The sequence below is a fragment of the Microlunatus parietis genome, assembly GCF_013407955.1.
Lineage (GTDB): Bacteria > Actinomycetota > Actinomycetes > Propionibacteriales > Propionibacteriaceae > Microlunatus > Microlunatus parietis.
This window is the reverse complement of sequence record NZ_JACCBU010000001.1, coordinates 2,039,454-2,059,425: the sequence shown is the minus strand read 5'-3', so window position 1 is coordinate 2,059,425 and position 19,972 is coordinate 2,039,454. Positions and strand designations below refer to the sequence as shown.

The 19,972-nt window shown below is 68.4% G+C and carries 22 protein-coding genes; 14 read left to right on the top strand and 8 right to left on the bottom strand.

Annotated features, from left to right (window positions below):
* Positions 1-20: 20 nt before the first annotated feature.
* The gene (locus BKA15_RS09810; RefSeq protein WP_179750292.1) at positions 21-467 is read left to right on the top strand and encodes a MarR family transcriptional regulator; all 447 of its coding nucleotides are present in this window, start codon (positions 21-23) and stop codon (positions 465-467) included.
* Here BKA15_RS09810 and BKA15_RS09805 read toward each other — a convergent pair whose 3' ends face one another.
* Entirely contained in the window at positions 468-1,421 is a 954-nt protein-coding gene (locus BKA15_RS09805) for a hypothetical protein (RefSeq protein ID WP_179750290.1), read from the bottom strand.
* An 80-nt stretch (positions 1,422-1,501) separates the two neighbouring features.
* On the opposite strand from BKA15_RS09805, the gene BKA15_RS09800 reads away from it, so the two are divergent.
* The gene (locus BKA15_RS09800) at positions 1,502-2,254 is read left to right on the top strand and encodes a class I SAM-dependent methyltransferase (RefSeq protein ID WP_179750288.1); all 753 of its coding nucleotides are present in this window, start codon (positions 1,502-1,504) and stop codon (positions 2,252-2,254) included.
* Between the two features lie 7 nt (positions 2,255-2,261).
* Here the strand turns inward: BKA15_RS09800 and BKA15_RS09795 are convergent, their stop codons facing one another.
* Both BKA15_RS09795 and BKA15_RS09790 read right to left on the bottom strand, forming a co-directional pair.
* Positions 2,262-2,765 carry a MarR family winged helix-turn-helix transcriptional regulator gene (locus BKA15_RS09795; RefSeq protein WP_179750286.1) on the bottom strand — a complete coding sequence of 168 codons (504 nt, stop codon included), beginning with the start codon at positions 2,763-2,765 and terminating at the stop codon, positions 2,262-2,264.
* Between the two features lie 2 nt (positions 2,766-2,767).
* The gene (locus BKA15_RS09790) at positions 2,768-3,292 is read right to left on the bottom strand and encodes a gamma carbonic anhydrase family protein (protein WP_179750284.1); all 525 of its coding nucleotides are present in this window, start codon (positions 3,290-3,292) and stop codon (positions 2,768-2,770) included.
* A gap of 56 nt (positions 3,293-3,348) precedes the next feature.
* Between BKA15_RS09790 and BKA15_RS09785 the strand changes: the two genes are divergently transcribed.
* Positions 3,349-3,672 carry a hypothetical protein gene (locus tag BKA15_RS09785; RefSeq protein ID WP_179750283.1) on the top strand — a complete coding sequence of 108 codons (324 nt, stop codon included), beginning with the start codon at positions 3,349-3,351 and terminating at the stop codon, positions 3,670-3,672.
* Between the two features lie 66 nt (positions 3,673-3,738).
* Here BKA15_RS09785 and BKA15_RS09780 read toward each other — a convergent pair whose 3' ends face one another.
* From BKA15_RS09780 to BKA15_RS09770, 3 genes are all read right to left on the bottom strand, one after another.
* A complete protein-coding gene (locus BKA15_RS09780; protein ID WP_179750281.1) occupies positions 3,739-4,563 on the bottom strand; it encodes an LLM class flavin-dependent oxidoreductase in 825 nt (274 codons plus the stop codon).
* A 126-nt stretch (positions 4,564-4,689) separates the two neighbouring features.
* A complete protein-coding gene (locus BKA15_RS09775) occupies positions 4,690-5,688 on the bottom strand; it encodes a Gfo/Idh/MocA family protein (RefSeq protein ID WP_179750279.1) in 999 nt (332 codons plus the stop codon).
* A gap of 22 nt (positions 5,689-5,710) precedes the next feature.
* Positions 5,711-6,694: a Gfo/Idh/MocA family protein gene (locus tag BKA15_RS09770; RefSeq protein ID WP_179750277.1), complete on the bottom strand. Its 984-nt coding sequence runs from the start codon at positions 6,692-6,694 to the stop codon at positions 5,711-5,713.
* Between the two features lie 183 nt (positions 6,695-6,877).
* Here BKA15_RS09770 and BKA15_RS09765 point away from each other — a divergent pair, with 183 nt between their 5' ends.
* The 6 genes from BKA15_RS09765 to BKA15_RS09740 all read left to right on the top strand — a co-directional run bounded on the left by BKA15_RS09765 (position 6,878) and on the right by BKA15_RS09740 (position 11,780).
* On the top strand, positions 6,878-7,843 hold the full coding sequence (locus BKA15_RS09765; protein ID WP_179750275.1) for a carbohydrate ABC transporter permease: 966 nt from the start codon (positions 6,878-6,880) through the stop codon (positions 7,841-7,843).
* Positions 7,844-7,854: 11 nt separating this feature from the next.
* Positions 7,855-8,775, top strand: a complete 921-nt coding sequence (locus BKA15_RS09760; protein WP_179750273.1) for a carbohydrate ABC transporter permease — start codon at positions 7,855-7,857, stop codon at positions 8,773-8,775.
* Between the two features lie 14 nt (positions 8,776-8,789).
* The gene (locus BKA15_RS09755) at positions 8,790-10,145 is read left to right on the top strand and encodes an ABC transporter substrate-binding protein (RefSeq protein WP_179750271.1); all 1,356 of its coding nucleotides are present in this window, start codon (positions 8,790-8,792) and stop codon (positions 10,143-10,145) included.
* Positions 10,146-10,212: 67 nt separating this feature from the next.
* A complete protein-coding gene (locus tag BKA15_RS09750; protein WP_179750269.1) occupies positions 10,213-11,133 on the top strand; it encodes an NADP-dependent oxidoreductase in 921 nt (306 codons plus the stop codon).
* A gap of 48 nt (positions 11,134-11,181) precedes the next feature.
* On the top strand, positions 11,182-11,406 hold the full coding sequence (locus BKA15_RS09745) for a type II toxin-antitoxin system Phd/YefM family antitoxin (protein WP_179750268.1): 225 nt from the start codon (positions 11,182-11,184) through the stop codon (positions 11,404-11,406).
* A complete protein-coding gene (locus BKA15_RS09740; RefSeq protein ID WP_179750266.1) occupies positions 11,403-11,780 on the top strand; it encodes a type II toxin-antitoxin system VapC family toxin in 378 nt (125 codons plus the stop codon). The genes BKA15_RS09745 and BKA15_RS09740 overlap by 4 nt, the downstream gene beginning before the upstream one ends.
* Before the next feature lie 16 nt (positions 11,781-11,796).
* Here BKA15_RS09740 and BKA15_RS09735 read toward each other — a convergent pair whose 3' ends face one another.
* On the bottom strand, positions 11,797-13,038 hold the full coding sequence (locus tag BKA15_RS09735) for a geranylgeranyl reductase family protein (RefSeq protein ID WP_179750264.1): 1,242 nt from the start codon (positions 13,036-13,038) through the stop codon (positions 11,797-11,799).
* Positions 13,039-13,112: 74 nt separating this feature from the next.
* On the opposite strand from BKA15_RS09735, the gene BKA15_RS09730 reads away from it, so the two are divergent.
* On the top strand, positions 13,113-13,907 hold the full coding sequence (locus BKA15_RS09730; protein WP_179750261.1) for a sugar phosphate isomerase/epimerase family protein: 795 nt from the start codon (positions 13,113-13,115) through the stop codon (positions 13,905-13,907).
* Positions 13,904-15,952 (top strand): beta-galactosidase, encoded by a 2,049-nt coding sequence (locus BKA15_RS09725; RefSeq protein WP_218871173.1) that lies wholly within the window; start codon positions 13,904-13,906, stop codon positions 15,950-15,952. Before BKA15_RS09730 ends, BKA15_RS09725 begins: the two co-directional genes overlap by 4 nt.
* 90 nt (positions 15,953-16,042) lie before the next feature.
* Here the strand turns inward: BKA15_RS09725 and BKA15_RS09720 are convergent, their stop codons facing one another.
* Positions 16,043-16,846, bottom strand: a complete 804-nt coding sequence (locus BKA15_RS09720) for an SDR family NAD(P)-dependent oxidoreductase (protein WP_179750257.1) — start codon at positions 16,844-16,846, stop codon at positions 16,043-16,045.
* A 129-nt stretch (positions 16,847-16,975) separates the two neighbouring features.
* Here BKA15_RS09720 and BKA15_RS09715 point away from each other — a divergent pair, with 129 nt between their 5' ends.
* The 3 genes from BKA15_RS09715 to BKA15_RS09705 are packed head-to-tail and all read left to right on the top strand — an operon-like array spanning position 16,976 to position 19,970.
* On the top strand, positions 16,976-18,271 hold the full coding sequence (locus BKA15_RS09715) for an ABC transporter substrate-binding protein (RefSeq protein ID WP_312878911.1): 1,296 nt from the start codon (positions 16,976-16,978) through the stop codon (positions 18,269-18,271).
* Positions 18,268-19,146: a carbohydrate ABC transporter permease gene (locus BKA15_RS09710; RefSeq protein ID WP_179750253.1), complete on the top strand. Its 879-nt coding sequence runs from the start codon at positions 18,268-18,270 to the stop codon at positions 19,144-19,146. Before BKA15_RS09715 ends, BKA15_RS09710 begins: the two co-directional genes overlap by 4 nt.
* The gene (locus BKA15_RS09705) at positions 19,143-19,970 is read left to right on the top strand and encodes a carbohydrate ABC transporter permease (RefSeq protein ID WP_179750251.1); all 828 of its coding nucleotides are present in this window, start codon (positions 19,143-19,145) and stop codon (positions 19,968-19,970) included. The genes BKA15_RS09710 and BKA15_RS09705 overlap by 4 nt, the downstream gene beginning before the upstream one ends.
* The last annotated feature ends 2 nt before the right edge of the window (positions 19,971-19,972 follow it).

Here is a 19,972-nt window from a genome sequence, read left to right as displayed (position 1 = left end):
TGGACACTAGGATCGCAAGCATGGTTGACGATCCGGGCGACGAGGTGGCGATCGGGATCCTGTTCGACGTACTGGTCGCGCACGAGCGGGTCGGGGCACTGCTCCGGGTGATCCTGCAACCGCTCGGGCTGACGCCGAGCGAGTATGCCGTGACCAGCCTGTTGATCACCGCCGGTCCCCGGACCCACGGCGCCATCGGTCAGCGACTCGGGATCACCCGCTCGACCCTGTCCGGACTGCTGACCTCCCTGGAGCGCAAGGAACTGATCGAGCGGCGTCCGGTCGAGGACGGACGGAGCGCGTTGATCATGATGACCATGAGCGGCCGGCGGCTGCACCGGCGGGCCGAGCGGGCCGTGTCGCGGCACTGGACCGAGCGACAGGATCCGAAGTCGATCAAGGAAACCCAGCGCCGGTTGACCTGGTTGATCTCCCGGTTGGAGCAGGCCGCGGACGACGTCCGCTGATCAACGCGGATCCGGGAAAGCCGTCACCGTGTACGGCGGCGTGCCCGGAGCATGATCGAGCTGACTGTTGACGACCAGGATCCGGTCCCGGTCCAGTTCGAGCGTCGTCGGCGAGTCCAGGCCGGCGTCCAGGACCTGCGGGAGCTGCCGGCCGGCGGTCAGCTCCCGGTTCAGGTCGACGAAGTAGACCCCCTGCCGGCCGGCTGGGGCCCGGTAGTTGAGCACCGCGGCGAGCCGGCGGCCGGACAGCCGCATCCCGTCCGGCCCGAAGAACCCGTCCGCCGCGCCCTCGACGTCGACGAACGCCGCGGAGCCGGTGGCCGGATCGAGCCTGATCAAGCTGCCCAGTCCCTGGCTGGACACCAGCAGCAGTTCGGGATCGCGGGTCGACACGATTCCGTTCAGGAACCACCAGCCGGTCTGGAACTCCGGATGCCAGTCGGTCGCGACGAACCACGGCCGGAGTTCGCCGCAACCGGCGGCGCGCAGCGGGGCGCGGTGGACGACGGCGTTGGCGTCGTCGGTGACGTAGACCGCCTCGCGGGTGAATGCCAGGTCGTTGAGCGAGGGCGTGCCGTCCGGCACCTGCACCTGCTGGACCAGGCGACCGCGGAGGTCGTACAGGTCGAGACCGTCGGGGCGGGTCACCCAGAGCCGGCCGCGATGCCAGGACAGCCCGAGCGCTCGGTCGCGGCCGGCCGCGGCGCCGGCGGCGAACGGCCGCATCGTCCGCAGCCGGCGGTCGCCGACGACGACGTCGCCGGTGGTCAGGCTGCCCACCCAGAACCTGCCGCCGGGCCCACCGGTGATCCCCTCGGGTTGGAAGGCGGGCGCCCCGCTGATCACGTACTCGTCCGGCAGCCGTGGCGACCGGGCCTGGGCCGGCTCCGCGCCGAGCGCCACCGCTGTTGCGGCACCGAGGCCGCCGGTGATCAAGGTCCGTCGTGTCAGCATGATCAACTCCCCGAGATCGTACGGATCCGAACTATCTCCGGATCCTACGGGAAAAGGGAGCGGCCGGGTAGGTTGGCGCCATGACGACCGAGAGCGCCCGCTACTTCGACTCCTGGTACGCCAACATGGCGGAATCGCCGCTGGTGGACCAGATCCAGCGCCGGCACCTGGGGCTGCCGCCGGAGCTGCCGTCGACCAGCCTGCTCACCTGGGACGGACTGGCGGAGGTGACCGAGGAGTTGCGGCTGGCGCCCGGCCGGACCCTGCTCGACCTGGCCTGCGGTCGCGGCGGGTACGGACTGGAGATCGCGTCACGCACCGGCGCGAAGCACATCGGTGTCGATCACTCGGCAGTCGCGATCGATCAGGCCCGCCGGCTCGCCGATGATCTTGGGCGGGAGGCCGAATTCCGGGTCGGCGAGTTCACCGCGACCGGGCTGGGCGACGGCTCGGTGGACCGCATCCTCTGCATCGACTCGATCCAGTTCGCGGATCCGCCGGCGGACGCCTTCGCCGAACTGCGGCGGATCCTTGTCCCCGGCGGCCGAGTCGTGCTGACCTGCTGGGAGCCACGCAACGAACCGTCGACGGAGCGGCATGCGCGCCTCGCGCGGGTGAATCTCGCCGCGGAGCTGGACCAGGCCGGCTTCGCCGAGGTCAGCGTGCTCGAACGGACCGAGTGGCAGGCCGCCGAGCGGGCCATGTGGGAGGAGGCCGCCGCGCTGGACCCGGGCGACGACCCGGCCCTGCGGTCCTTCCACGACGAGGGCATGGAGGCCATCCAGCGCTGGGGCAGCCTGCGCCGCGTCCTGGCCACCGCCACCGCGCCCTGAGTGCCGCTCAGGCCGGCTCGGCCGCCTGGGAGTCCGCCACCGAACGGCGGGCCAGGGGCGGCGTGACCCGCTCGGCGATCTTGGACAACCCGGCGGTCAGCGGCTCCAGGTCCTCCGGGGCGAGCGCGTCGAAGACCAGCCGGCGGACGTGCCGGACATGATCGGGCGCCGCCGCCTTGATCGTCTCCAGACCGCTGTCGGTGAGGCTGGCCAGGGTGCCGCGGCCGTCCACCTCGGACGGCGACCGGCGCACCCAGCCGCGCGCCTCCAGCCGCTTCACCACGTGCGACATCCGGGACGGCGAGGAGTTGCTGCGGGCGGCGAGCTCGCCCATCGTCAGCGTCAGGTCGCGGCTCTCGGAGAGCATGGCGAGCACGTAGTAGTCGACCATCCGCAGGCCGGAATCCTTGCTGAGCTGGGTATCCAGCGTGCTCTCCAGCCGCATCGCGATGTTGACCAGGGCCACCCAGCAGTCCCGTTCGCGCTGGTCGAGCCAGGGTACGTCGTCCATGATCACGATCCCGACGCGCGGTGGCCGGCGGACAGGTCGAGGTAGTGCTTGGCGTTCTCGATCACCTTGCTCACCTCGGCATCGGTCAGTTCGCGGCGCACCTTGCCCGGCACGCCGGCGACCAACGACCGGGGCGGGACGACCGTGCCCTCCAGGATCACCGTGCCCGCCGCCACCAGCGAGTTCCGGCCGACCACGGCACCGTTGAGCACGGTGGCGTGCATCCCGATCAAGGTCTCGTCCTCGATCGTGCAGCCGTGCACGACCGCGGCATGGCCGACGCTGACGCCGGCCCCGATGATCGACGGATAGCCCGTGTCCGTGTGCACCACCACGTTGTCCTGCAGGTTGCTCCCCGCGCCGAGCCGGATCTCGGCCATGTCACCACGCACCACGGCACCGTAGAAGACGCTGGCCATGGCCGCGATCGTCACCTCGCCGACGATCGTCGCGTTCGGCGCGATCCAGCCTTGCGGATCGATGACCGGCGCCGTGTCGCCGTACGGAAGAATGAGCGGATTCGCCATGGAGGTCACCCTACTTCGACCGCTGGGTTTCGGTTCGGGCCCTGGTCAACCTCGTCATGACTGTCGAAACATTGGCACAACTGCTCCGCGGGACGTGGACCTTCAGCGGGGAGGCCTCGGGCACGGTCAGCATCGACTGGCTGCGGCCGGGCCATCCGTTCCTGGTTCAGGAGGGCACGCTGACGGTGATGGGCCAGACCCACAGTTCGTACGAGGTGATCGGCCACAGCAAACCCTTCGGCGCAACGGAAGCCGACGAACTGATCACCTCGCCGGCCTACGCCGAGGGCCGGATCTCACCCGACCGGAACCGGATCCACGGCGCCTGGACCTGGCCCGGCGGCGGCTACACCTACGAGATGACCCGCACCACAGGCTGAACCAGGAGCCAAGATCGCCGAGTGTGACGGTTCCTACCGTGAAAACGAAGATCGCGGTCGGAACCGTCACACTCGGCGAGGACCCGCCGTGATCACCTGCCGCAAGGTGGCCGAGTCGGTGGGGTCGACCCAGACGCCGGCCCAGGTGGCGCCCGCTCGCTCGAACTCGGCCAGGAGCTCCGCGTCGTCGACGGCGGTGATCTTGATGTCGAACCGCGCTGCGGCACCTCGGCTCCTCGCGACGCACGCCCTCAGGTCGGCCACGTCCTCGGGAGTGACGGGGCCGAGCCCGGAACCGATCGGTCCCTTGTACGCGCAGGAACCGTCCCAGCGTGCGATGCGCCGCCGCACCGCCGGAGCGAGCAGATTGCCGCCGATCCAGAGCGGGACGCGACGGCGCCGTCCGGCTGCGGCCTCGAGGCGCAAACCGGTGACCTGGAAATGACGACCTGCGTGGTGCACACGGCGGCCCGCGAGCAGCCCGCCGATGATCTCCAGTCCTTCGTCCAGTCGTTCGGCAAGCTCTCGTTGCTCGCTCGGCTCGCCCGTGGTCGCGAAGTCGACGTCGCCGGCATTGCCGCTTCCGACGCCGAGGACGAATCGGCCGCCGCTGAGGCTATCTAAGGTGATCGCCTGCGCCGCGACCTGCCACGGTCGGCGCCGCGAGACCGGCGTCACCGTCGTGCCCAGGGTCAGTCGCGTCGTGGCACAGGCCATGGCGGCCAGCGCGATCCACGGATCGTAAGTCGGGACATCCTCGCGCCCCTGGTAGACGAGGTAATCCTCGAGAAAGAAGCCGTCCCAGCCGGACCGCTCGGCCTGGGCGGCCAGTTCGGCCAAGGCCGCGGGATCACAGCCGCCCGCTGCGGCACTGGTGATGGAGTGGCGCATCCCGGCAAGGTATCCGCGATCACTGACAGACCGCAGCGTTGTCGCGAAACCACTTGAGGTGAAGCACTGGAGCCCGAAATCGGCCTCCAGCGCTCCACCTCAAGAGCTATGACGACAGCACGTTGCTCAGACTTGGATCACCGGGGCGATCGTCTTGGTCTTGGCGCCCTCGTAGGCGGCCAGGATGATGCCGAGCGCCTCGATGCCCTCCTTCTCGGTGTGCAGCGGGCGGGTCTTGTTGATCAAGGAGTCGGCGAAGTGGCCGATCTCCGCGGTGAAGGTGTCGACCTCCTCGAACTCCTCGGTCTTCGACTCACCCGAACGCAGCGTGTACGACAGCTCCGACTTGGTCCCGTACAGGGAGCCGAGCTCGCCGACGACGGAGAACCGCTCGGTGCAGGCGGCCGGGGTGTAGGCCCAGCTGGTCACCAGCTGGCCGACCACGCCGTTGTCGAACCTGATCAACACCTGGGCCGAGTCCTCGCCCTCGGCGAAGGTGAGCCGGTGCGTGGACAGCATCGCGGTCGCCTCGACCGGTACGCCGCCGGCCAGGTGCAGCATCAGGTAGGTCGGGTGGTAGCCGGTGTCGATCAGCTCGCCGCCGCCGCTGGTCTTGCTGCTGGCCCGCCAGCCCATGTTGGCCGGGTCGAAGTTGTTGTAGAAGCTGTCGGTGGTCCGGACCTCGTACACCTTGCCGAGGGCGCCGGACTCGATCAGTTCCTTTGCCTTCGCTACGGCCGGCATGAAGAGCTGGTTGTGGCCGCTCATCAGGGTCACCCCGGCCGACGAGACGGCGTCCAGGACCTGGCGCGCTTCCTCCGCGTTCAGGCAGAGCGGCTTCTCGCACAGGATGTGCTTGCCGGCCTTCGCCGCGGTGAGGATCGCGTCGGCGTGCAGGTGGTGCGGCAGGCAGATGTCCACCGCGTCGATGTCGGCAGAGTTGATCATGTCGTGGTAGTCGGCGTACGACTCCGCGGACAGCTCCTCGGCCCGCTTGGCCAACGTCTCCGGTACGGCGTCGGCGACCGCCGTGATTGTGATCTTGTCGCTGTGCGTCGCGTAACCGCGGATGTGGGCGGAGGCGATGCCGCCGGCCCCGATCAGGCCGACCTTGATCTTGCTCATGCTGGAAGGCTCCTCAGTGAGATCAATGAGAGTAGGAAACGGACGTGCCGGTGCCGGCCGCCTCGTTGGCCGCGACGACCAGGCGGGTCAACTCGACGGCGCGGGCCAGGTTGTCGTCCGCGCGAGTGTCGTTGCGGATGTGGTCGACCCATTGCCCGTAGGCGTCCTGGCCGTGTTCGGGCACTTCGTGGCTGGTCCAGTCCCGGCCGGCGCCGGAGACCCGGACCACGTTCTCGACGTCGTTGTAGAACAGGGCTCCCTCGGTGCCGAACAGCTCGATGCTGAACGGGTTCCGGCTGGCGAAGCCGGCCTCGATCACGCCGATCCGCTGGTTCGGGTAGCCGATGGTGACCACGGCATGATCATCGACGGGCCGCTTGGTGATCGACCGGTAGGTGGCGCTGACCGTGTCCGGATCGTCGCCGAGGAACAGCTGGGTCAGGTAGACCGGGTGGCAGCCGAGGTCGGTCAGCGCACCGCCGATCGCGGTCTCCGGATCGTAGAACCGCTCCGGCAGCCAGTTCTTGACCGCGCCGTCGTGGGACAGCCGGACCCGGCCGTAGGTGAGTTCGCCGAGCGCGCCGGAGGCCAGGATCTCGTTGATCTTGGCCGTGTAGCCGTGGTAGAGCCGGGGCAGCGAGACGATCAACTTCACGCCGTTCTCGTCGGCGGCGGCGATGATCTCCTCGGCCTCGGCGACGGTCGGCGCCAGCAACTTCTCGGTGAAGATGTGCTTGCCGGCGCGCGCCGCGGCGACCATCACGTCACGGTGCCGGCTGGTCTCGGTGGTGACGGTCACGGCGTCGATGTCGTCCCGGGCCAGCAGGGAGTCCAGGTCTTCGGTGAATTCGACACCGAAGTCCTTCGCGCCGGCCGCGCCGCGCTCGGCGTCGTCGTCGTAGACCGCGACGAGCTCGGTGTCGGGGTGAGCCTGGGTGGATCGGGAGTAGTCGCCGGCGTGCACGTGCCAGAAGCTCAGCACCGCGACTCTGAGGGGGTTGGACACGATCGGTTGACCTCGTCTCTGTCGGTCTTGTCAGGACACTGTGTCGACAAACTCCAAGCGATGGAGTAATTTCACGCTATCGGTCGTTGCTGCGGAACGCACGCCCGTGATCAGGAAGTGGACTCTCTTCGGCCACACCCGCCCCAGGAGAGGAATTCGATGTCGAATCCGACAGATGTTGTCATGCCCACGGCCTCGCCCGAGGCCGGGGGTGAAGCGCCACGGGCCCGCCCGGCGGCGCGGTCTCGAAGACCGTGGAGCGCGCGGGACAAGCGCAACCTGCGGCTGGGCCTGCTGTTCATCTCGCCTTGGCTGATCGGGGTGACCGTCTTCGTCGCGTACCCACTCGTCTATTCGATCATCATCAGCCTGACCCGCTACTCGGGGATGCTGGCGCCGATCTTCGTCGGGTTCGGCAACTATGTGACCCTGTTCACCGATCCCTTGATCAAGACGTCGTCGTTCAACACGCTCTTCTACGCCGGGCTGGCGGTGCCGATCGGCCTCGTCGTGGCGATCTTGCTCGCGTTGGCGATGAACCGGAACGTCCGCGAGGTGGCCGTCTACCGGACCGCGCTCTACATTCCGTCGCTGGTGCCGGCGTTCGCACTGAGCTTCATCTTCGTGGTCTTCGTCAATCCGCAGTTCGGCCTGTTCAGCCTGCTGAACAACGCTTTGGGCCGGGAGAGCGTGAACCTCCTCGGCGAGCCGATCTCGGCCAAGATCGTGATCGTGCTGATGTTGCAGCTCGGTGCGGGCAACGCGGCGTTGATCTTCCTGGCCGGGTTGAACAACATCCCGAAGACCTTGTACGAGGCGGCCCGGGTGGACGGCGCCGGACCGCTGCGGCAGTTCTGGTCGATCACGCTGCCGCTGCTCAGCCCGGCGATCTTGTTCAACTTGATCACCGGGATCTCCGGAGCGCTGCAGGTGTTCACCGAGGCGTACGTGCTCACCAACGGCACCGGAGCGCCGGACAACGGGACCCTGTTCTACATGATGTACCTGTACCAGAACGCTTTCCGGTACGCCTCGCTCGGCTATGCGTCGGCGATGGCCGTGGTGCTCTTCATCGTCGGGATGCTGCTGGCCGGCCTGGTCTACTGGCTGTCCCGGCGTTTCGTGAACTACGACACGGCCTCGGGCTGAGGAGGGCGATCATGACTCTGACGACTCAGACCGGCCCGGGTTACGACGAGGGCCGCGAGATCACGAAGGACCGCCGGCAGACCGGACTGGCCAAGGACGGCAGCCGGCAACGCTGGTACAGCTCGCTGATCGCGCGGGTTCTGATGATCGCGTTGAGCTGCCTGTTCCTGCTGCCGCTCTACTGGATGATCATCTCGGCGCTGAAGGGCGAGGCCGAGTTGGCCCAGTATCCGCCGACGTTCTTCCCGGCCGAGCTGCGCCGGCAGAACTTCGTGGACGCGGTGAACGCGATGCCGTTCGCGCGGTTCTTCGTCAACACGGCGGCGATCACGATCATGTCGGTCGTCTTCTCGGTGGTGTCCAGCTTCGTCGTCGCGTACGGTTTCGGCTGCCTGGAGTGGCGTGGCCGGGACAAGGTTTTCTACATCGTGATCGCGACGATGTTCCTGCCGTTCCCGGTGACGCTGATCCCGATGTTCGACCTGTACGCCAACCTCGGCTGGGTCAACACCTGGGCGCCGCTGGTCGTACCGCATCTTTTCGCGGGCGCCTTCTACACGTTCCTGCTGCGGCAGTTCCTGCTGCAGATCCCGCGGGACATGCTCAACGCGGCCCGGGTGGACGGGGCGGGGGAGTGGAAGATCGCCTGGCGGCTGGTCTTCCCGAACGCACTGCCGGCGCTGACCGCGGTCGCAATCTTCGCCGCCGTCGGTGCCTGGAACGACTTCATGGGCCCGCTGATCTACCTGCAGGACGAGAACGTACAGACGCTGTCGATCGGCATGCAGAGCTTCCGGCAGACCGAGTCCGAGGACATCCAGTTCAACCAGCTGATGGCCGCCTCGGTCCTGGTGATCTTGCCGTTGGTGATCTTGTTCTTCGTGTTCCAGCGGTACTTCATCCGCGGGATCTCCCTCGGTGGCTTCAAATGATCGAGAGGCTTCACATGATGAATCGGCGAGGATTTCTGACCAGTGCCGGTGCGGCCGGGCTCGCGGTAGCCGGCGGAAGTGTCCTGTCCGGCTGCACTCGGCCGGAGCGCGGAGAGAACGAGATCCTGGTCTGGGGCGTCGGCGGCAGCACCCGGCAGTACGAGACACAGGTCGTCGACGCGTTCCGGCAGGAGCGCCCGGACGTCAAGATCACGGTGAACAATGTGCCGTCGTCCGGGACCGGCGACGCGACCCAGGTGATCACCGCGGTCCGGGCCGGCACTGCGCCCGACCTGTGGTGGATGGACCGCTTCAGTGGTGCGCAGTACGCGGCGCTCGGCCTGCTGGAGCCGATCGACGACCTGATCGAGAAGTACGAGGACGACGATCTTCGCGACCAGTATCTGCCGTTCGCGATGAACGAGCTGAAGCTGAACGGGAAGACGTACGGGCTGCCGACCTCCACCGACACCCGCGTCCTCTACTTCAACAAGAAGGTCCTCCGCGAGTCCGGCATCGACCTGGACGAACTGGACCCAGCCAACGGTGCGCCCACGGTCGCCCGGCTGGACGAGCTGAGTGATCAGTTGATCAAGACCGACGGTCGGGGCAACTACGCCCAGCTGGGCCTCATCCCATGGGCCGACCAGGGTTCCGGCTATCTCTTCGCGCTGGGCAACGGAGCAAGCTTCTTCGACGACGAGACCTGCGGCATCGACCTGACCGCGCAGCCGATCCTGGACGCGTACGTCTATCTTGATCAATGGACCCGGGAGAAGGACTACAACCGGGTGGACGCGTTCAAGGCGACCTACGAGCCGCCGAACCATCCGCCGGCGCAGACCTCGTTCCTCGGTCAGCAGCAGGGTTTCGTGATCCAGACCAACAACTACCGCACCTCGGTGAAGAAGTATGCGCCTGATCTTGAACTCGGCTACACCAACCTGCCCGTGTTCGACCCGAACGACCCGATCTACACCTGGTCGGGCGGCTTCTCGCTGGTGATGCCCAAGGGATCCTCGAAGTCGAAGGCGGCCTGGGACTTCATGAAATTCTACGCCGGCCGGCAAGGTCAGTCGATCATGATCCCCCAGACCGGCGAGCTGCCGACCTATCGGGACCTGCTCGGTGATCAAGCGTTCGCCGACGCGAAGTTCTTCATCGATCAGCTGTCCTACTCGACGTCGCGGCCGCCGTTCCCGGTCAGCCAGGTCTGGTGGGAGGCGATGTTCGCCGCGCAGGAGAGCATCAAGCTCGGTTCGGCGTCCCCGATCGAGGCGCTCCGGGTGGCGCAGGCCCGGGTGGCGCCGCAGATGCAGCTCTACTGTCCGTTCCGGATGCCGGAGGGGTACGGCAAGACCGGAATCTGAATCTCCGGGAATACCGGCGGGCCTGCCGGTGTCTCTTCCTGAGTCACGTCGATCAGGAAGGAAACCCATGCGAGCCGTCACGTACTCGGCCTACAGTCTGGACAACTCGACCCTCGAGGTCCGCGAGGTGGATCCGCCGAAGGTTGCGCCGAGTTCGGTGTTGATCAAGGTGCGCGCCGCGAGCGTGAACCCGGTCGACTGGAAGTTGCTCGCCGGCTGGCTGGATCCCATGCTGGACACGGTCTTCCCGGTCATCCCCGGCTGGGACGTGGCCGGTACGGTGCTCGCGGTCGGGCCCGACACACCGGAGTTCGCGCCGGGTGACGAGGTGCTGGCGTACGCGCGGAAGGACACCGTGCAGGCCGGGACGTTCGCCGAGCAGGTCGCCGTGCCGGCCGCGTACGTGGCTCGGAAGCCGGCCTCCGTGTCCTGGGAGCAGGCCGCCGGGCTGCCCCTCGCGGGCGGTACGGCGCTGCGGTCGCTGGACCGGCTCGAACTCGCCGGCGGCGAGACCGTACTGATCCACGGTGCGGCCGGCGGCGTCGGCAGCCTCGGGGTGCAGATCGCTGTCGCGCGCGGGGCCCGGGTGATCGGCACCGCCTCGAGCCGCAATCACGACTTCCTGAAGGCCCTCGGCGCGGAACCGGTGGAGTACGGCGACGGGCTGGCCGATCGGGTGCGCGCGCTGGCACCGGATGGCGTTGATGCCGTGGCCGACTTCGTCGGCGGTCAACTCGAGACGACCCTCGCTGTGCTGCGGAAGGGTGGCCGGCACGCCTCGATCGCGGACGCTTCGGTGGCGGAGCACGGCGGTTCGGTGGTCTGGGTCCGGCCCGACGGTGCCGAGACCGCCCGGCTGGCCGCGCTGGCTGAGGCCGGTCAGCTGACCGTGGAGATCGCCGGGACGTTCGGCCTCGATCAGGTCGGCGAGGCGTTCGACCTGAGCCGGTCCGGCCACACCCGCGGGAAGTTGATCATCGTCCCCTGAGGCCGCACGTACGTGTTATCCTAGCGGTACGTACGTGAGGAGGTCATCATGGCCGTCAGTGCATCGGAACTCCGGCAGAACGTCTACCGGCTGCTCGATGAGGTCCTGGACACCGGAATGCCGCTCGAGATCGAGCGAGGTGGCCGGCGACTGCGGATCGTCGTCGCCGATGATGTGAGCAAGCTGTCGCGACTCGTGCCCCATCCTGGCACCATCAACGGCGATCCCGAGGAGCTGGTGCATGTCGACTGGTCGGCGGAGTGGCGACCGTGACGCTGCTCGACACGCATGTCGTGGTGTGGCTCTACGAAGATCCCGAACGGCTGCTTCCGGCCAAGGTCCGGCGCCGGCTCGAATCCGACGTGCTCGTCCTCTCGCCGTTTGTCGGGCTGGAACTCCAGTATCTCCACGAGGTCGGGAGGATCGAGGTCCCGGGGAAGACCGTGATCGGTCAGCTCGTGCCCAAGCTGGAGATGATCGTCAGCGATCCGCCGGCCGCCCTCATCTGTGATGTCGCGGCGACGCTTAACTGGACCCGGGATCCGTTCGATCGGCTGATCTCCGCGCACGCTGCCGCAACGGCTATGCCGTTGATCACTAAGGACCGAACGATCAGGAAGCAACTCCCTCAGGCCTGGTGGCCCTGAGTTGACGAGCGCCGGCTCAGGCCGGCGCGAAGGGAGGCCGCGGGTCGAGCCGGGAGGACAGCCGGCCGGCCTGCCGCCAGAGCCGGGCGACCAGGTCGTGATCTTCGTCGGTGATCAGATTCCCCATCACCCGGAGTGCAATCGTCATCAGGAATCGGGACCGCATCCCGATCGGGCCGAGCCGGGCCAGCAGGCCGGGTACGGTGATCAGGCCGGCCAGCCGGCGGGCGATCGAGAACGGCTTCCCGTAATGATCACGGAGCAACGCCGGCCAGGCCTCGGCAAGATCAGTTTCGGCGGCCAGCAGGTCGGCGACCAGGCGTCCGGTCTCGAGCCCGTAGTCGATGCCCTCACCGTTCAGCGGGTTGACGCAGGCGGCGGCGTCGCCGATCAGGGCCCAGTTCGCGCCCGCGACGCCGGACACCGCGCCGCCCATCGGGAGCATCGCCGACCTCGGCTCGGCCAGCCGGTTGCCCAGCTGCCACTCGTCGCGCCGCTGCCGCGCGTAGAACTCCATCAGCGGCCGGAGCTGGAGGTTGGCCGGGTGCTTCGCGGTGGCCAGGGTGCCGACGCCGAGGTTCACCCGGCCGCCGCCGAGCGGGAAGATCCAGCCGTAGCCGGAGAGCAGTTCGCCGCGTTCGCCGCGGAGCTCGAGGTGCGAGGAGATCCAGTCGTCGTCGCGGCCGCTGTCCACGTAGCTGCGACCGGCGACACCGTACGCGGTCTCGCGGTGCCAGGTCCGGCCGAGCACCCGGCCCAACGGCGACCGGACGCCGTCCGCGACGACCAGCCGGCGGCAGCGGATCGTCCAGGTCGTCTGGTCGGCCCTGGTGAAGATCACGTCCGATACCCGGTCGCCGTTCCGGCTGACGTCGACCGCGCGGGCACCGTCGACGGGGACCGCGCCGGCCTCCAGGGCGGTCTGCCGGATCCGTGCGTCCAGCTCGGTCCGGGCCACCGCCGACCCGAAGCCGGGCAGCGAACCGCCGGGCCACGGCAGCTCCAGCACCTGTCCGAAACCGTGTGCCCGCAGCCCCCGGTTGGTCACGTGGCCGCGGGCCCAGTCGCCCAGGCCCAGCTTGTCCAGTTCGGCCATCGCGCGCGGCGTCAGACCGTCGCCGCAGGCCTTGTCACGTGGGAAAACCGCCGCATCGGCGAGCACCACCTCGAGCCCCTGACGGGCCGCCCAGGCGGCTGCCGCCGAGCCGGCCGGACCGGCGCCGACGACGAGGACGTCGGTTTCGCTCGGCTCGGTCACGTACCGATTGTGCCAGCCGTGGCGAACCGGCCCGAATCCAGACCGGAACACTCGGCAGTTTAGGATCACCGATCATGGCGATGCGTGCGTTCTCGACGCTTGGGTGTTCCGGAGCGACCCTGCCGGAGGTGATCACGCTGGCGACGGAGTCGGGGTGTACCGGGGTCGAGTTGCGGTCCGCGATCGACGAAGTCGTCCATACCGGGCTCGACGATGATCACCGTGCAGCGATGCGGAGCGAGCTGGCGGCGGCCGGGCTGCACGTGCTGTGCGTGGCCTCCTACGTCCGGATCTGCGGGCAGGAGGACGTCGAGGATGATCTTGCGGCGCACCTCCGGCTGGCCGCCGATCTCGGTGCCGACGGGGTACGGGTGTTCCCCGGCGACCCGGACCGGGAGGGCGGTGCGGATCTGACCGAGGGAGAGCTGGCCGCGCTGGACCGGCTCGAGCCGGCGGCCGCGCTGGCCCGGGAGCTCGGTGTGTCGATCTTCGTCGAACTGCACGACTCGCACTCGGCGGGCGCCCGGCTGGCCCGGCTGTTGCGGGCGGTCGACGACCGGCTCGGTGATCATCCGGTACGGGTGATCTGGGACGCCGCACACTCCTGGCGGGCCGGCGAGACCCCGGCCGAGACGATCGAGCTGCTGCGGCCCTGGATCGCTTACGTACAAGTGAAGGACACGGATTCGCGGCAGGAGTTCCGGCCCGTGTTCCCGGGCACCGGGGACTACCCGATGGCCGACCTGATGGCCGTGATCGACCCGGCCTGGGCGCAGTCGCTGGAATGGGAACGGAAGTGGCATCCGGACCTGGCTCCGCTGGCCGAGGCGCTGCCCGCCACCTGGCAGTGGATCGACGGGGCCCGGTGACCGTCCCGCCGGAGTTCAGCAGCCGGGCGGCGGACCTGGCCGCGCCGCGGACGTTCCGCTGGCTGGCTGACGGGATCGGCTACGGCGGCGACTACAACCCGGAACAGTGGCCCGAGGACGTGTGGGCCGAGGACCTGCGGCTGATGGCCGAGGCCGGCGTCTCCGTGGTCAGCGTCGGCATCTTCGCCTGGAGCCTGATCGAGGTCGACCAGGACAGCTTCGAGTTCGGCTGGCTGGACCGGGTGCTGGACGGCCTGGCCGGAGCCGGCATCGGCGCGGCGCTGGCGACGCCCACTGCCGGACCGCCGCCGTGGCTGCTGCGCCGGCACCCGGAGATCCTCACGGTGGACGCGAACGGGCGCCGCAACGGACCCGGCGCGCGCCTCGGCTGGTGCCCGAGTTCGGTGATCTTCCGGGAGCGGGCCGGCAAGATCGTCGAGGCGCTGGCGCACCGGTACGGTGATCATCCGGCGCTGCGGTTGTGGCACGTCAGCAACGAGATCGGCAACGAGAACGGTCGCTGCTACTGCGATGCCTGCGCGGCCGCGTTCGGACACTGGCTGGAGCAGCGCTACGGCAACATCGACGCTCTCAACCAGGCCTGGGGCACGGCGTTCTGGGGCCACCACTACCTGCAGTTCGCCGACGTACCGCCGCCGCGGGCGATCAGCGGCAACCACAACCCCGCTCTCGTGCTGGACTACCACCGCTTCTCCTCGGACGTCCTCCTTGATCATTTCCGATTCGAGCGCGGACTGTTGCGCCGGCTGACGCCGGACGTCCCGATCACGACGAACTTCATGGTGAAGCCGACGTTGGCGCCGGTCGACTACGCGGCGTGGGCGGACGAGGTGGACCTGGTCGCGAACGACCACTACACGACGGCCGACGATCCGCACCGGCACTGGTCGCTGGCGCTGTCGGCCGACCAGGCCCGCGGGGTCAGCCGGGGCCGGCCGTGGCTGCTGATGGAGCATTCCACCAGCGCGGTGAACTGGCAGCCGCGGAACCGGGCCAAGGCGCCGGGCGAGCTGATCCGGGACAGCCTGACCCATGTCGCCCGCGGCGCGGACGGCGCGATGTTCTTCCAGTGGCGGCAGTCGACGGCCGGCGCCGAGCAATACCACTCGGCGATGCTGCCGCACGCCGGCACGGACACCAAGGTGTGGCGCGAGGTGGTCCGGCTCGGTGATCACCTGCGATCGCTGGGCGAGCTGCGCGGCAGCACGGTGGAACCGGCCGGGATCGCGATGATCATGGACTACGCATCGCAGTGGGCGCTGAAGTCCTGGGGCAAGCCGACCGTCGAGCTCGATCCGCTCGACCTGCCGTCGGTGCTGCACCGGGCCTGCACCCGCCGGCACCGGGTGGTCGACGTGCTCCGGCCGGACGCCTCGCTGGACGGCTACCGCTTGATCATCCTGCCGATGCTGCACCTCGCCTACGACGGCCTGGCGGAGCGGCTCACCGCCGCCGTCGAGTCCGGCGCGGAGGTCCTGATCACGTACTTCTCCGGCGTCGCGGATCAGACCGGCCGGGTGATCACCGGTGGCTACCCGGGCGCCTACCGGGACCTGCTCGGCATCCGCGGCGAGGAGTTCTTTCCCTTGCTGGAAGGCGAAACGCACGTCCTGGACAACGGCTGGACGGCCGGATCGTGGACCGAGCTGCTGCAGCCGACCACGGCGACCGGGGTCGCGCACTACACCGACGGCCCGTTGTCCGGTACGGCCGCGTACACCCGACGGGAGCTCGGCGCCGGCGCCGCGAACTATCTGGCCGCCCGCCCGACCGACGATGATCTTCAGGCCCTCGTCGACGACCTGCTCGCCCGGGCCGACGTTCCGGTGGTCGCCCGCGCCGACGACGGACTCCAACTGGTCCGCCGCCGGCAGGGCGAGCAGGGCTACCTGTTCGGGATCAACCACGACGACGCGCCGCGCACCCTCACCGCGACCGGCACCGACCTGCTCACCGGCCAGGCGCACACCGGCACCGTCAACGTCCCGGCCGGCGGTGTCGTGGTGATCAGGGAAAGCGCCTGACTTCACCACATTTCCTGGCGCTTTACCAGAGAAGTTTCTGTGGCAAAGCGCCAGTTTTTCACGGGACGTGAAAAACCGACGGGCCCCGGGTCAGACGGTCTTCACCAGGCCGCCGTCGATCACCAGTTCGGCACCGATCGTGCTGCCGGAGCGGGGCGAGGCGAGCAGGGCGATCGCGTCGGCGATCTCCTCGGGGTGAGCCAGCCGGCCGGTGGTGAGCGACATCAGTTCCGGCGCCAGCTCGGTGATCACGGCATCGCGGGTTTTCCCGGTCTGCTCCGCCAGGACGTCGGCGGCGCCACCCGGATCGGTCCACCACGGGGTCAGCACCGGACCCGGCGTCACCGTGTTGACCCGGATGCCCTGCGGCCCGAACTCCTCGGCCAAGGCCTGGGTCAGGTTGCGCAGCGCGGCCTTGGCGGCGCCGTAGTCGACGTTGACCGCCGACGGAACGACGGCGTGCGTCGAGCTCACGTTGACGATCGCGCCGCCGCCGTTGTCGATCATGACCGGGATCGCGGCGCGGCAGAGCCGGACCACGGACAGCAGGTTGAAGTCGATCATGGACTGCCAGTCCCGGTCGGTCCGGCCCAGGAAGCCGAACACCGGCATCCGGGTGCCGGGCGGCGGCCCACCGGCGTTGTTGATCACCGCGTCGATCCGGCCGTGCTCCCGGACGACGGCCTCGACCAGCTCGGCGGGCCCGTCCGCCGACGCCAGGTCGACGGCCACGTGCTGGACCCGCGGGCCCAGCTCCGCCAGTTCGGAGTTCGGGTTCCGGGAGACGGCCACCACCCGGGCGCCCTCGGCGGCGAAGCGGCGTGCGGTGGCCAGACCGATGCCCTTCGAGGCGCCGGTGACGATGATGATCTTGTCGTTCAGTTGGAGATCCATACCCGGTAGACGCCGGCGTACCCCGAAATGTGAGCCGAGCCGGAAGGAACCTTGACGAAATCGATTTCAGCTGCTTCGATGGCTGAAGTTGATCAAGGACCAGCGAGTGTTCCGAAGGGGTGGTCTGCGGTGTCCTCGCCGGGCGCGAGTCGCACGACCCTGACTCGCCGTCGGGCCCTGGGCCTGCTCGGGGGCACGGCGGCCGGTGCCGGACTGGCCGGCTGCTCGCCCGGCGGCCCGGGCGGCGACGAGGTCAAGTTCATGTATTACGGCGACGCGCAGTCGCTGCCGCGCTACCAGAAGCTGTTCGCGGACTTCAATCAGCTGCATCCGGAGATCAAGCTCAAGGCGTCCAACGTGCCGGCCGACAACTGGGCCGGATTCGCCAACGCAATCACCACCCGGATCGCGGGCGGCCTGTCGCCGGACATCGTCGACATCGCCACCGAGGGCCAGCGGATCTTCTCCAGCAAGGGCCTGCTCGAGCCGCTCGATCCCTACCTCCAACGGGACAAGGCGGAACTGGACGACTTCTTCGCCGACCTCAACCCGACCTTGCGCGACTACAACCTGCGGTACGGCTCCGCGGCCGGTACGACGACGTACTTCCTGCCGGGCGGGTTCAACACGATGGCCCTGTACGTCAACGTCGACACGTTCCGCAAGGCCGGCGTCGAACCGCCGGAGGAGGACTGGACCTGGGCCGAGTTCCGGGCGGCCGGGCAGGCGCTGCGGGACAAGGCCGGTGCGTTCCTGGTGCCGGTCGACGAGGCCTACTTCGTCTGCGTGATGCCCTGGCTGACCACCAACGGCGGCTCGACCTTCAACGCGGACTGGACCGAGCCGACGTTCGACAGCGAGCCCGCGATCGAGGCGGCCCGGTTCGCCAAGAGCCTGGTCGACGAGGGCCTGAGTCCCAAGCCAGGTGGGGAATTCGACGCGCCGACGCAGCTGGCCCGGGGCAAGCTGGGCTGCCTGCCGGCGGGTCGGTGGGTGCTCGGGCAGCTGCAGGACCTGAAGTTGATCGACCGGCTCCGGGTGGTGCCCTGGCCGATCAAGGTCGGCCGCGGGACGCCGGTCGGCTGGAACGCCTTTCCGATCTTGAAGGAGTCGCGGAAGAAGGAGGAGGCCTGGACGTTCCTCAAGTTCCTCGTCTCCCGGCAGAACAACTCGTTCTTCGCCACCGGTACCAGCGTGCCGCCGCGCCGGTCCGGAGCCACCAGCGCCGAGTTCCTGGACAACGCCCCGGAGGGGAGCCGGCTGTTCTTCGACTCGATGGAGTACGCGACGCCGATCCCGTCGCCGGACCGCGGGCCGGAGGCGCAGACGATCATCGAGGAGGCCTGGCTCAGCGTGATCACCGGCAATCGCGAGGTCGTCGACGGCCTGCGCAACGCCAACGAGCGGTTGCGAGGCCTGCTGTGACCGGGCATCGCCAGCGCTGGCTCGGCTGGGTCTTCGTCAGCCCGGCGCTGCTCTGGTTCCTGATCTTCGTCGCCGGTCCGTTCCTGGTCGCGATCGGCTACAGCTTCCTGCACTGGGATCTGATCACCCCGGCCCGGTTCGCCGGCGTCGACAACTACGCCCAGCTGGTCGCGGATCCCATGATCGGCAAGGTGTTCGGGACCACGTTCGCGTTCGCGTTCGCGTCGGTCGTGACCCATGTGGTCGGCGGTTTGCTGCTGGCCCTGCTGGCGAACCGGCAGATGAACCGGATCGTCTCCGGCTTCTTCCGGACCGCGATCTTCTTCCCGTTCCTGATCTCCTGGGCCGCGGTCTCCCTGCTCTGGCGGTACGTGCTCGACCCGGAGTTCGGCTTCGTCTCGTACTACCTGAAGCAGGTGGGCATCACGCCGCCCCTGTGGTTCGTCGATCCGGCCTGGGCGCTGCCGGGGATCATCGGGATCGACTTCTGGCACACCATCGGCTACACGTTCGTGATCATGCTGGCCGGCCTGCAGACCGTACCGCCGCAGTTGACCGAGGCGGCCCGGGTGGACGGCGCCACCCGCTGGCAGGTGTTCTGGAACGTCACCGTACCGATGATGTCACCGACCCTGTTCTTCGCGACCGTGATCACGTTCATCGGCGCGTTCCAGATCTTCGACCCGATGAAGATCATCACCAACGGCGGCCCGGACAACTCGACCAAGTCGATCGTGATGTACCTCTACGAGCAGGGCTTCCAGGCGTTCCAGGTCGGCTACGCCTCGGCGATCGCCCTGGTCGTCTTCGTGGTGATCATGGTGGTCACCGCGCTCCAGTTCTGGCTCTCCCGGCGATGGGTGTATGAATCATGAGCCGCCGCAAGTTCGCCCGGGCCGTCGGCAGCGCGGTCCTGGTCGTGATCGGGCTGATCATGATCGCACCGCTGATCTGGCTCGTCGTGACCAGTCTGACCGAACCGTCGTACGCGTTCACGGTGCCGCCGAACTGGCTGCCGGTCCCGTTCTCCACCGCCAACTACGCGGCGATCGACGACCTGGTGCCGCTCGGCCGGATGGCGCTGAACTCGATCCTGGTCGCGGCGGCCAGCATTTCCCTGTCCCTGCTGTTCTCGGTGCTCGCCGCGTACGGCTTCTCCCGGCTCCCGTTCCGCGGCAGCCGGGGGCTGATGATCGTCCTGCTCAGTGCCCTGATGGTGCCGGTTCAGCTGACGATCATCCCGGTGTTCGTGCTGATGCGCGGGCTGGCGCTGGTGGACGACATCGCCGCTCTCTGGCTGCCGACCTTGATCAACGTGTTCCAGATCTTCTTCCTGCGGCAGTACTTCAACTCGATCCCGCGGGAACTGGACGAGGCGGCCCGGGTGGACGGCGCCGGGCACCTGTGGATCCTGTTCCGGATGATCGTCCCGCTGTCCGCGCCGGCGATCGCGGCACTCGCGATCCTGGCGTTCGAGGCGTCCTGGAACAACTTCTTCGGCGCGCTGATCTTCCTCTCCTCGCCCGAGAACATGACGCTGCCGGTCGGCCTGGTGCTGCTCTCCGACGTCCGCGGCGGCGTCTCGGCGGCGGTGGTCTTCGCCGCGATCACACTGGTCACACTGCCGGTGCTGATCTTCTTCGTGATCTTCCAGAACAAGTTCGTCTCCTCGATCGCCACGGTCGGGCTGCGCGGCTGAGT

Coding starts and splice junctions, on each gene's coding strand:
- BKA15_RS09730 (WP_179750261.1), top strand. CDS start 13,113: ATGGCGATGCGTGCGTTCTCGACGCTTGGGTGTTCCGGAGCGACCCTG.
- BKA15_RS09765 (WP_179750275.1), top strand. CDS start 6,878: ATGCCCACGGCCTCGCCCGAGGCCGGGGGTGAAGCGCCACGGGCCCGC.
- BKA15_RS09795 (WP_179750286.1), bottom strand. CDS start 2,765: ATGGACGACGTACCCTGGCTCGACCAGCGCGAACGGGACTGCTGGGTG.
- BKA15_RS09705 (WP_179750251.1), top strand. CDS start 19,143: ATGAGCCGCCGCAAGTTCGCCCGGGCCGTCGGCAGCGCGGTCCTGGTC.
- BKA15_RS09805 (WP_179750290.1), bottom strand. CDS start 1,421: ATGCTGACACGACGGACCTTGATCACCGGCGGCCTCGGTGCCGCAACA.
- BKA15_RS09760 (WP_179750273.1), top strand. CDS start 7,855: ATGACTCTGACGACTCAGACCGGCCCGGGTTACGACGAGGGCCGCGAG.
- BKA15_RS09755 (WP_179750271.1), top strand. CDS start 8,790: ATGATGAATCGGCGAGGATTTCTGACCAGTGCCGGTGCGGCCGGGCTC.
- BKA15_RS09800 (WP_179750288.1), top strand. CDS start 1,502: ATGACGACCGAGAGCGCCCGCTACTTCGACTCCTGGTACGCCAACATG.
- BKA15_RS09775 (WP_179750279.1), bottom strand. CDS start 5,688: ATGAGCAAGATCAAGGTCGGCCTGATCGGGGCCGGCGGCATCGCCTCC.
- BKA15_RS09810 (WP_179750292.1), top strand. CDS start 21: ATGGTTGACGATCCGGGCGACGAGGTGGCGATCGGGATCCTGTTCGAC.
- BKA15_RS09785 (WP_179750283.1), top strand. CDS start 3,349: ATGACTGTCGAAACATTGGCACAACTGCTCCGCGGGACGTGGACCTTC.
- BKA15_RS09720 (WP_179750257.1), bottom strand. CDS start 16,846: ATGGATCTCCAACTGAACGACAAGATCATCATCGTCACCGGCGCCTCG.
- BKA15_RS09790 (WP_179750284.1), bottom strand. CDS start 3,292: ATGGCGAATCCGCTCATTCTTCCGTACGGCGACACGGCGCCGGTCATC.
- BKA15_RS09780 (WP_179750281.1), bottom strand. CDS start 4,563: ATGCGCCACTCCATCACCAGTGCCGCAGCGGGCGGCTGTGATCCCGCG.
- BKA15_RS09750 (WP_179750269.1), top strand. CDS start 10,213: ATGCGAGCCGTCACGTACTCGGCCTACAGTCTGGACAACTCGACCCTC.
- BKA15_RS09745 (WP_179750268.1), top strand. CDS start 11,182: ATGGCCGTCAGTGCATCGGAACTCCGGCAGAACGTCTACCGGCTGCTC.